We start from the raw sequence: 11,013 nt of genomic DNA, 5'->3' as shown, positions 1-11,013 counted from the left end.
CCGCCGTCGTCACGGCGCTCTGTCGGCAGGCTGCCCAGGGGCGCACCCTCGCCGATTTCCCGGCACGTCCGTCGCATGATCGGTGTCGCCGCTGTCCCTGCGCGGCGTTCTGCCCGGAGAGAGTTTGACACAGCCCTCGCCGCGTCCATATAATATCGCCTCTCTCAGAGCGATGATGCGATCGCGCCAACTCATCACGAGGCTCCTCGGCGGCCTTCTTGTCGGATCTCTGTCCGTCGGGGCTGGCTGGAGCAATCAGTCCGGTGCTTCCCGGCAAAACTCCCCCGCTCCGCCTCAGGAAGATGTTCGGCTGGCCACGATCGGAGTGAATGTGCCGGTAACGGTGTTCGATAAATCAGGACGGCTCATCACCGATCTGACGGTGGAGAATTTTGACGTGCGCGAGGATGGCGTTCCGCAACGGATCCTCCTCTTCTCCAAAGAGAACGAGCTTCCGTTGAGCATCGGGCTGCTCATGGACGTCAGCAACAGCGTCCGCCCGAAGTTGAAGTTCGAGCAGGAAGCGACCATGGCCTTCTTCGATGCCATCGTCCGGCCGGGCAAAGATCAGGCTCTGTTTGTGACCTTCAGCACGACGGTCGAACTGCTCCAGGATTTCACCGATGATCACGAACAGTTGAAACAGGCGGTCCGATCGGCTCGACCCATCGGCGCGACGGCCCTCTATGACGCCATCTATCGCGTGTGCGAAGAAAAGATGTGGACGGCTCCCGGTCGGCGGGCGCTCGTCGTCATCTCCGACGGCGAGGATAACGCGAGCGAACATACTCTCGATGAAGTGATTGATCTGGCTCAGCGGGTGGAGACCGTGATCTATACCATCGGCACGACCAATGTCGGCGGCTTTGGTGTGACCGGCGGCATCACGGACGCACCGGGAAATAAAGAGCTGCGCCGTATAGCCGAAGCCACCGGAGGAAAGGCCTTCTTCCCGGCGAAACTGCTCGATCTGGAACGCACCTTCACCGAGATCAGCCAGGAGCTGCGCAGTCAGTACTATCTCTTCTATGTCTCCACCAATCAGGCTCGCGATGGCAGCTTTCGCAAGATCGAAGTGAAAATTGTTGGCCGAGACAATCTGCGGGCGCGAACCAAGCGCGGCTACACGGCTCCCAAAGCGTGACCTCGCGGCGAGACATGCGACGCTTCCTTCTCAGCATGGGTTTGATCGGGCTGCTCGGCCTGTCCGGCCTGGGGGCGAGTGCGCCGAGCCGTCTTCAGGAGCCCCCCTCCAAGCCGCGCATCCAGAAGCCGCCGTCCGAAACGACGTCCCAGGAAGAAACCATCAACCTCAGTGCGCGATTGGTCAATGTCTTCTTCACCGTGACCGATCGGCGCAATAGCCTCATCACCGACATTCGTCGGGAAGAAGTGAAAGTCTACGAGAACGGTCAGGAGCAGGAGATTTTCACCTTTGTCCGGCAAACCGATCTGCCGCTGACCATTGCCCTGCTCATTGACATCAGCGGCAGCCAGGAATACACCCTGCCCGAAGAGAAGCGGGCCGCCGCCCAGTTCATTCGTTCGGTAATTCGTCCGGGCAAAGACGTCGTCTCGATTGTTGCGTTTCGCGATGAAGTGATCCTCATGCAGGATTTCACTTCGACCGTGAGTCGGCTGGAGGAGGCTCTGGCTCGAGTGCGCTACACGCCGCCCACCCGCCAGGATACCGACAGCAAGTTCGGGGGCACTTCGCTCTACGATGCCATCTATCTCACCGCCAGTGAGCTGCTGGCCAGGCAAGCGGGTCGGCGAACGATCCTGCTTTTGACCGATGGCGAGGACACGACCAGCGTCTACAAATTGCAGCAAGCCATCGAGCAGGCGTTGCGGGCCGAAGCTATCATCTTCGCCATCGGGATTGGTGATCGGTTTCGCTACGGCATCAACGAAGGAGTGCTCAAACGCCTGGCTCAGGAGACGGGTGGCCGAGCCTACTTCCCTCGAACATCGGAGGACCTCACTAAAGCGTTCCGCGAGATTGAGCTGGAGCTGAGAAGCCAGTATTTGGTCGCCTACTATCCATCCGCATCGCCGCCGGGAGGCAGTTACCGCTCGATCTCGATCCGCATCCCCACGCGGAGAAGCGTCAAGGTCCACCACCGGCGCGGCTACTATGCGCCGAAAACGGCCGCCGATAGCTCAGAGGAATCGTCCTCCCGGTGAATCGCCATGTCGCGCAGGCGTTCCAGCCTGTGCGGTTCATACGGAGGCGGGAAGATGCTGGAGAAAATCCGTTACGGCTGGACCCTGGGTGTACTCCTGATCAACGCCATCACAGTTTGCCCTGTCCAGAGACCGGACTCGACGCCCCGGCATCGTCTGCTCTATCTCACCCAGGCCGCGGGATTTCAACATGCTGCGCTGCCGCTATCGGAGAAGGTCGTGCGCGAACTTGGCGAAGCATCGGGCGCGTTCGCCGTCACGGTCACGCGCGATTGTTCCGTCCTGACCGCCGAGAATTTGAAACAGTACGATGCCGTCTTCTTCTTCACCACCGGCGAACTTCCCTTGAGTGAAAGTCAAAAGGCAGCCCTTCTTGACTTCATTCGTTCAGGTAAAGGATTCATCGGCGTTCACAGCGCCGCCGATACGCTCTACGGCTGGCCGGAGTATGGCGAGATGCTCGGCGGTTACTTCGACGGTCATCCCTGGCGGCAGGAAGTCGTCGTTCGCGTGGAGGATCGGTTCCATCCGGCAACGCGCCATCTGCCGGAATCGTTCCGCATCACCGATGAAATCTACCAGTTCAAGAACTGGTCGCGGGATAAGGTCCACGTCTTGTTGAGTCTGGATGTCTCGTCGGTTGATCTGACGCGACCGGGGGTCAAGCGAACGGATAAAGATTTCGCTCTGGCCTGGTGTCGTCGCTACGGTCGGGGTCGCGTCTTTTACACCGCTTTTGGCGATGATCCGGCCGTGTGGCAGGACGAACGATTCCGCAAGCTGCTTCTGGGCGGCATTCGCTGGGCTCTCGGCCAGCTCCCCGACACGGTGAAGTAGAGCGAGCCTGATGCGTCCGGCCTAAACCTTATACTCGTACCCGGACAAAGACCACGAACAAAGGCGTGAGAATCTCCGTCTGCCGGTAACGTGCGCCGACGACCCTCCTGCTCCACGGTGATTAATCCCGGTGAGTTTTTCATGAAGCCGCACCTCCACCAAGAAACGATGAAAAGTGTCCCCTGAAAAGCTCGTCCTTGACCAACGGCATAACAGGCGCTGAAGCGGCTGGAATTGTTGCCTAAGCGCCTGACAAAAAAGAAACTCCAGTCGGGGCTCTTTGCTCTTGTCCCTTTTGTCCGGTTGCCAACGTCGAGTCATCATCGTAACCGATAGAGCAAGGATTTGCACTCCAGAAGGCTCCAAACAAAGTGGCGGTTCTGCTCAGGCGCTAGGAGCGGCAATTGAAATCCCGCTACATACCGAGCTATTTCCCCGAGTTGTATGACGATGGAACGGTTCTGCAACAACTGGCGCGACCACGTCACGCATAATCACGATCAGCTGCCACTACCAATCCACCGTCACTCCCTGGCGGGTTGTTGTGGAATGTGACGCATGGTTCCAGTTCAGTCATTCTGAGCGTTTCAGGGGCAGGCAGCATCACGATTATTAAGGATGCAACGCCCGATGATTCACAGGACTTCGAGTTCAGTCGCCGCTTCGGCGCCAACTTCTCCCTGGACGATGAGGCTGATCCGATGCCACCCCACAGTCAAACGTTCACCGATCTTGCACCTGGCAGCTATACGGTGACCGAAGGAGCGGTCCCAGGGTGGGCGCTGACTAACCTGGTCTGCACCGATCCGGATAATGTGACGACGGTGGATCTGAACACACGGACGGCGACCATTGATCTGGATGCAGGCGAGACCGTCAAACGCACCTTCACCAACACGCGGGTGGAGGTGAATCTGCTCGTGCTGCAAGGCAGCGGGAATTGTCTGGAGGTAGACCGGGATCGGGGGACATACCGGTTCCGGGCTGCCGATGGGCGAGTCTTCACCGGAGCGGTGATCCTGAGCCAACGAGGGGACCTTCTTTCCCTCCAGAGCCCACTGCTCAGAGGGGTAACTGATCTCCGTCGGCGCCTAGGCGCCGCCACATTGGTGCTTCCGTTCGGTCCAGGGCGGCGGGTATTTTCGTTCGTTGACAGGAACATAGACGACAATACCCTGTGTCCGTGAGGGACGGGGGGTGTTGTCGGAGAGGAAAGGAGCTGGGAGCGCCTGCTTGTGGCGGGCTGAAAGCGGGCGCTCCCGGCAACGCACCTCGTCCAATTGTCACAAGGGATTTAACAGCCAGGGGCGACCAACAGTAGATCCCCACATCATTCACACGTCCCAGCAGGGAGAAGTGAAGGTTTGCTGCGCAGATGTATCGGTTGTCGGGTCGGAAGCCAATGTTCCACCCCGTCCCTACCAGGACGGAGTGAAAAATTTTGTTTCATCCCGCTGATCTATTACCACTCGCCCCTGACGGGGCAAATGCGGCGACCGGGGGAGTTCGGTAAACGCGACGTGCGGGGAACGAACCGTTCATCCGTCCCTATCGAGACCCGCTGAAAAATTCTGGTCTGTCCCCCGCGATCCTATTGTCATCCGTCCCTGCCGGGACTTTCAGATGTGAGCCTCTCTACCCTGACCCTGCAAGGGACAGCCGCGCGATCCAGAGGATCGCGTGGTGGGGACCCTGTACGCCCGTAGAGATAGGCTCTGCGACAACAGGAGAAGCGGGTCTACGAGCCACGTATCGTTGAAGCAGGAAAGCACATCCCTTGCGCTACAGGTGCAACAGGTGATAGGTTTTTCAAAAACGGTTTACCTCTGCCACTTGGATTCGAGTTCCAATTTTTACCCTGTCACTGCTATCGCTGGCTCTTGAGGTTACGCTTTGAACTCCTCAGGGGCTGAGATGGTGGATCGAGCATCTTAGCTCAAATATGCCTGAGGGGAAACGGTAACTATAATCCCGGTGGAGTTTTCACACGAATTCTCACAGCGAGAAAAATCGGGGGAAACCTGCGGCTATTTTATTTTTCGGAGGAGAACACCCGCACGCATAAGACGTCTCGCATCGTAGTTTGGGGATGCTCGATGGCCCGGTGATCGTACGTGGTCGGGTGGCGTCGTGCGGCATTTGTCGCCGGCGCGTGTTTGCCGGCGCCGCGCTACACCGCCTGAAAAATAACCCGTGATACACGCCAAATCTTAATCTTCGCAAAAGAGTTTTTGTGGTTTTCAGCAAGTCAGCTCTCTCCCTGTGATCCCCCGTTGAAAAGATGCGTGGATCTGCTGATTCATAGGTTGGCCTCTTGGTTGATCAGCCTGCGCGTGTTTTGCTGTGCGCGCCGACCGCGACGACGGTGCGGGCAAGCCACCGGCAGAAGCCGGAGGGAGTCCTCACCTTGAAATGCCAGGCCAAAGGCGGACATAATGCGCCACCGGGAAGAGAGTTGATCGGTGAAGGAGATGAAGCAAGACGCAGCGCTTGAAGAAAGAGCCGTCTCCGGGACGCGACGGGACATGGTGGCATGGAGTCTGGGGATGGCTCTTTTGCTGGCCCTGGCATTGCGGGCCTATCGTCTCGGTGCGCGGAACCTCTGGTTTGATGAGGCCTGGTCCTGGTACATCTCGCAGCACCCGATCCGCTTCATTCTTGAGGAAGGACGAAGCAATATTCACCCTCCGTTATTGCCCATCGTGCTGAAGTTCTGGACGGCTCTTTTTGGCGATAGCGCGGCCGTTCTGCGCCTTCCGTCACTTTTGGCCAGCGTCGGCATCGTCGCGGGAGCCTATTGGTTGGGGCGGCAGATTCTTTCCCGTCCGGCAGCGCTTCTTGTGGCATTCCTCCTGGCCCTCTCTCCCCACCAGGTCTTTTACGCTCAGGAAGCGCGGATGTACGCCCTGGTAACGGCACTCACTCTGGGAGCTGTTCTCTGTTACGTTCGGTTCCTCCGCCGGGAAGGATTACTGCCGAATCTGTCGAAGGCGACCGTCGCCTTCGAGCGGTCGGATATCCCGGGCTCCTCTCATCCTCGGAGAAAGTCGGATATGGCGGGAGCCCTGGGCTATATGGTCTCGGGTGCGCTCGCGCTGTATACGCATCTGTTCGGAATGCTCGTGCTCGCCGCCGTGAATCTGCATTTCCTCGGCCTGATCGTGCATCGAGGACGTGAGCTTTCTTCCTCTCCCTGGGTCTCGGTGCGCCGATGGGTGCTGTGGCAGCTTGGCGTGCTGATACTTTATGCGCCCTGGCTGATGACGTTTATCTATCAGGTCCGCTCGCGTCCTCGCCAGGAGTGGCGTCCGCCGCTGGAGCACACCGACTTGATCGAGGAATTCTTCCTCTTCGTGGGCAAGATGTCGGTGGGGGCGTTCGTCTATCCTCAAGGGGTCTTCTACGCCCTGAAGAATCTCGTCGAGTATCGGTGGAATGCCGAGATGCTTCTGCGGGCTCTGGAGAATCTGTCGCTCTATCCATTGGCCATCGGGCTCGGCCTCTTTCTTCTCTGGCGCGGGACGCGGGCAGCGGCGGGAGCCGGTCTCCTGCAGGCCCTCTTCTTCATTCCTGTGCTCCTCATTTGTGGAGTTCTCCTGGCCCTCCGGCAATACATGGATTTCGGGCGTTACCTCACGATGATCACCCCCTATTACTTCCTTCTTCTCGCGGCAGCCGTGATGAGCCTGCGGGGGAAGTGGAGCCGAAGGATCACCGTGGGGCTTCTGAGCGTGCCCATGCTGCTCGGTCTGAAGGCGCACTATCGCGCCCCGTTATTCGACAGCGACTATCGGCCGGTCGCATCCATTCTCACGGCGGAGTGGCGACATGGAGATCGCATCCTCGTTGATCCCGCCTATATGGATCGGTGTCTGCGCTACGAACTGAGGGCAACGCCCATCGTCCATGCCCTCCCTCCGGCGGAGCTACCTCCGTTGCCTCTTGCTGACCACCTGGAGCAGACTCGAGAAGCTCGCGTGTGGGTTGTTATTGACTACCGGTCGCCGCTCTTTTCGGAACCGGACCTTCGCCTCTCGCAGTGGACCATCGTTTCGGATCGGAGATTCCCTTCCTCGGATTCCCGTATTCGGCTCCTTCTGTTGCGGCGTCGGATCCCCTGACGAGAAAGCAAAAACTTCCCCCGCCACGGAGTCGGAAAAAACACCCGAATGGGCAGGAGACCATAAGGAAAGGGCTTCTTCGCTGGGGCCGTCCCGAAAGGTGCGATTGACGCAAGCCCCGTCGTTCACCGCCGGGGGAACAGAGACGGGTGGTAATCGTGGAAAGGGAAGACCGAACCATTATCCCTGATCGGCGGGCAACAAAAGGCTGGAGGTGTCATCGAAACTCGCGCTCCGCAGCGGAGAATCAGCGACCGCGACGGCCTCCCAGGGCGGGGTCATTCAGCACGCCGCGAATGGCCTCTCTCACGGCTTTCGGTGAGATGTCCCGGCGGAGAGTCACCTCGCCGATGCGCCGGGGGAGAACGAAGGTGAGCTGACCGCCGCGCGCTTTTTTATCACTTTGCATGGCCCGGAGAATGTCGCCGGGGGTGAGATCGCTCAGAGTCGGAAAAGGTCCGCACCGACGGATCACCCGCTCGATCTCACGCGCCTGGTCCGAAGGAAAGAGTCCCAGCGCGACGGCCAGCCGACCGGCCATGATCATGCCGTAGCCGACGGCCTCGCCATGCTTGAAGCGCCGAAACCCTGTGACCTGCTCCAGCGCATGGCCAAACGTATGACCGAAATTGAGGATTTGACGGAGGCCCGACTCCCGCTCATCCGATGCGACGATCTCGGCCTTGATCTCCGAACACCGACGAATGAGATAGGCCAGCGGTTCCGGCTCCCCCGCCCGCAACGAGGGAAGATGCCGGTCAACGAAGTGGAAGAGATCGCCGTCACGAATCACGCCGTACTTGATGGCTTCGCACACGCCAGCCATCAGCTCTCGCCGAGGAAGCGTTCGCAACGTACGCACATCGGTCAGCACCACGCGCGGTTGATAAAATGCCCCGATGAGGTTCTTGCCTTCCGGGAGGTTGACTCCGGTCTTTCCCCCAATGGCGCTGTCAATGGCGGCCAGCAGCGTTGTGGGAATCTGGCAGTAGGCGATGCCCCGGAGAAACGTCGCCGCCACGAATCCGGCGATGTCTCCGATGACGCCCCCGCCGAGAGCGCAGATGAGCGAGTGACGATCCAGTCGCGCTCTCACCAGTGAAGAGGAAAGCCGCTCAACTGTGGCGAGCGTCTTCGACCGCTCTCCTTCCGGGATGAGGTGAAGCGATGTCGGCCAGCCTGAGGCTCTCAAGCTCCGCACAAGCGGCGCTCCATGCAATCGAAAAATCCGAGGATGAGAGAGAATGGCCACCCGGGTGATCGCCGTTCCCACAGCCCGGGCGATGAACGTCCCTGAGGCGCTGAGAATTCCGTCCCCGATGAGGATGTCGTAGCTTCGCTCTCCAAGCGGAACAGTCACGCGCCCAAGAAGACGGGGCCTCACGCTCTTTTGCGAGGTGAGGGGACCGGTCTCCCATGATTGAACCGATGGTCCTCGAAGCGACCCGGTCATCTATTTTTCCCTCGCAGGAGATCGAGCATCTCATCCACCAGCGGCTCGAACGAGAGCGAGCGCACGCCGAGATGACCGACCAGTTCATCCACCGTATATCGCTGACCGGTTTGCCAGAGGTCTATGAGGAATTCTCCCGCCCTTCGATTCTTCCACCACCGATGTCCGTAGCGCGTCTTCAGGTAATCTCGGAGAATGACCTCGGCAGCCCAGGCGCGAAGATAGTCGCCCGAGTAGAATCCATCGTCGAGGTCGCTCAGGAATTCCTCAGGAGGATAGCGGAAGCCGGTGGCTTCGGTCAGTCGGCGGGCATAATCCTCGGCCGCTTCGTCCGGATTCCCCCCGGCGTGAAGGTTCCATTCGTATTCGAACTTGGCCGCGTACCGCCGGAGATAAAGAAGCTTGCGCAACGCGAGCCCCTGACGGAAGTCATCGCTGCGGACGAAGCGAAGCACCTCGTCCAACCATCGCCGATCCAAGACGAGATAGTGGAAGAGAAAAGCGTAGGTTTCGCTCAGTCCCTGATCCCCGGCATATTTGAATTCCGGCGGCAGGGAGGCGGCCGTCCAGCCAAAATGTTGCGCGTGCCCTCCCTCGTGAAGGAACGCTTGATAATCGTCCTGTCCGCCGACCGGAAGAACGACCAGTTTGATCTCCTCAGGCACCCGAATAGGCGCACAAAAGGCGCGAGGATGCTTGCCCGGTCGCTCGACGTCATCAATCTCAATATTCTTCTGGGCGTCACAGTCAATGCCGAGGGCGTTGAGCGTCTCGCGATAGGCAGCTCTCAGACCATCCCGTGGGAAGAAATCGTTGAATCGGTCATAGTGAAGGAAGAATGCCAGATCGGCGCGGTCGGCCATCTCCGGAGGCAACCCCAGCTCTTCGATCACGGCGCGTCGGAGAGCTGCTTCGTATCGTTCGAGAGTGCGTTCCCTCAGCTTTTCTGCCTGCGTGAGCACCGCCTCCATATCGTAGGGGCGAAGCTGACGATACAGCTCGCGGTAGTTCGGATAGCCCAGCATCTCCGCTGACCGGTAGAGCCGGGCGAGTCGCTCCCTTCTCAGTTCGTTTGTGCGGGAGATGACCTGGCGACGCTCTCGATCCAGCTCACGCCGTCGCTGGGGATCGGCTTCCGTGGCCAATCGCGTCGCCGCTTGATAAAACGTGATCTCCTCGGAATCCCAGCGAATCAGGGCCTGAGCTTCGGACGCCGCGATCTGTTCGGTGAGCGGACGCGCGTCAAGCTCAAGCCGATGTTCGATGGCAAAAGTGAGGAGATAATCCCACCCCCGACGAGCAGTCTCGAAAGAAGCGGGGACACGATCGCGCTCGCTCTTGAGACGATCAATCGCATCGCCGCTCACCAGATGCCCAAAGCGGTCGTAAATCGGCTCGAGTTCCAGCGTGGATTTTTGTCCGGAATAATGCAGATAATGCTCGCGCGTGAGAGCTTCGTTGAAGCGAGCGAATTCCTCTCGATACTCATCCGTCATCGCTGGTCCAGGCATCGAACTTAGCCAAGCGGCGTCGCAGCTGTCAAGAGAGCCGCGCTCAGGTGATCATTTCGAAGATGGTGGCATTAATGGCTATGAAATCTTGAGATCTCGACAGACCTTGAAACTCGGAGATTTTCTTGCACCAAAAGTGAAACGGCCGCCAGCTCTTCCTTCCTGCGATAAGTCACGGGCTTTTTCCTCCTACACAAAGACGAAAAGACCCGACGAGAAGACTATACGGACCTCGCCGAGCAAGAGCACCCTGCACGTAACCGGCCTGGGATGCGTGATCACACTCGTGCCAGGCTCAGGGGCAGCGTCCCCCGGAGCGCTATCTGAAGATCACTTGGGGCCTCTCATCTCCAGGCACCCTTCCCTCGACTGTCTCAGCGAGCAGCACACCTTGCGCTAACCGGAGCACGCGAAGAATCGCCCCTTCCCTGACGGGTCAATTCCCCCGGAAACGGTGCTCCGAGCCAAGTGTAAGGGAGAGTCAATCTGCGATCTGAAATTTAGGATTTTTTCACTCACTCTCATGACCTCTCACCCACAACGGACTAAATGGTCTGACTCCCTAGACTTCGCTGTTTGACCGGTCATTGGTTCACATTGCCGACGCGGTCAGCGATTGTTCTCCCCTATTATCAGCACGAGGGCGAACTGCCAACATCCGTGATTGTCCTCACGCACAAGGATCGTTCTCCCCTATTGTCAGGACGAGGCCGACGAGCCGCCTTCTTGTGTTACATGAAACGTCAGAGACTCGCAATCTCGAGGTCTCGGAGCCTTCCGGGGCACGGACTTCAGTGTTGTACGGTAGCCTTCAGGCTGAGAGGTTGTCGGGTTGTACCGCATGTAGACGATCTCCATGGAGTGCCCGGGGGCTGCCTCGGCAATCTGCCGGAGATCTTCCATG

The 11,013-nt window shown here is 59.0% G+C and carries 7 protein-coding genes; 5 read left to right on the top strand and 2 right to left on the bottom strand.

Going from position 1 to position 11,013, the window contains the following annotated elements; genetic code table 11:
* The first annotated feature begins 172 nt into the window (after nt 1-172).
* The 5 genes from VNM72_10970 to VNM72_10950 all read left to right on the top strand — a co-directional run bounded on the left by VNM72_10970 (nt 173) and on the right by VNM72_10950 (nt 7,145).
* Complete coding sequence (locus tag VNM72_10970; protein HXF05921.1) at nt 173-1,144, top strand: VWA domain-containing protein; 972 nt, start codon at nt 173-175, stop codon at nt 1,142-1,144.
* A complete protein-coding gene (locus tag VNM72_10965; GenBank protein HXF05920.1) occupies nt 1,141-2,187 on the top strand; it encodes a VWA domain-containing protein in 1,047 nt (348 codons plus the stop codon). The genes VNM72_10970 and VNM72_10965 overlap by 4 nt, the downstream gene beginning before the upstream one ends.
* 54 nt (nt 2,188-2,241) lie before the next feature.
* Nucleotides 2,242-3,024: a ThuA domain-containing protein gene (locus VNM72_10960; protein ID HXF05919.1), complete on the top strand. Its 783-nt coding sequence runs from the start codon at nt 2,242-2,244 to the stop codon at nt 3,022-3,024.
* Nucleotides 3,025-3,725: 701 nt separating this feature from the next.
* A complete protein-coding gene (locus VNM72_10955; GenBank protein ID HXF05918.1) occupies nt 3,726-4,211 on the top strand; it encodes a hypothetical protein in 486 nt (161 codons plus the stop codon).
* Between the two features lie 1,284 nt (nt 4,212-5,495).
* A complete protein-coding gene (locus VNM72_10950) occupies nt 5,496-7,145 on the top strand; it encodes a glycosyltransferase family 39 protein (GenBank protein ID HXF05917.1) in 1,650 nt (549 codons plus the stop codon).
* A 247-nt stretch (nt 7,146-7,392) separates the two neighbouring features.
* On the opposite strand, the gene aroB is transcribed toward VNM72_10950, so the two are convergent.
* Together aroB and VNM72_10940 are read right to left on the bottom strand one after the other, a co-directional pair.
* Nucleotides 7,393-8,598: a 3-dehydroquinate synthase gene (gene aroB / locus VNM72_10945; GenBank protein HXF05916.1), complete on the bottom strand. Its 1,206-nt coding sequence runs from the start codon at nt 8,596-8,598 to the stop codon at nt 7,393-7,395.
* Nucleotides 8,595-10,094 (bottom strand): hypothetical protein, encoded by a 1,500-nt coding sequence (locus VNM72_10940; GenBank protein HXF05915.1) that lies wholly within the window; start codon nt 10,092-10,094, stop codon nt 8,595-8,597. The genes aroB and VNM72_10940 overlap by 4 nt, the downstream gene beginning before the upstream one ends.
* Between the last annotated feature and the right edge of the window lie 919 nt (nt 10,095-11,013).

The sequence above is a fragment of the Blastocatellia bacterium genome (assembly GCA_035573895.1).
GTDB lineage: Bacteria > Acidobacteriota > Blastocatellia > HR10 > HR10 > DATLZR01.
Note: the sequence above shows the minus strand (reverse complement) of the source record. Positions and strands in the feature narration are given on the sequence as shown.

Excerpts from the sequence above, each read along its gene's own strand:
- VNM72_10970 (HXF05921.1), top strand. The coding sequence starts at position 173 with ATGATGCGATCGCGCCAACTCATCACGAGGCTCCTCGGCGGCCTTCTT.
- VNM72_10950 (HXF05917.1), top strand. The coding sequence starts at position 5,496 with ATGAAGCAAGACGCAGCGCTTGAAGAAAGAGCCGTCTCCGGGACGCGA.
- VNM72_10940 (HXF05915.1), bottom strand. The coding sequence starts at position 10,094 with ATGACGGATGAGTATCGAGAGGAATTCGCTCGCTTCAACGAAGCTCTC.
- VNM72_10955 (HXF05918.1), top strand. The coding sequence starts at position 3,726 with ATGCCACCCCACAGTCAAACGTTCACCGATCTTGCACCTGGCAGCTAT.
- aroB (HXF05916.1), bottom strand. The coding sequence starts at position 8,598 with ATGACCGGGTCGCTTCGAGGACCATCGGTTCAATCATGGGAGACCGGT.
- VNM72_10960 (HXF05919.1), top strand. The coding sequence starts at position 2,242 with ATGCTGGAGAAAATCCGTTACGGCTGGACCCTGGGTGTACTCCTGATC.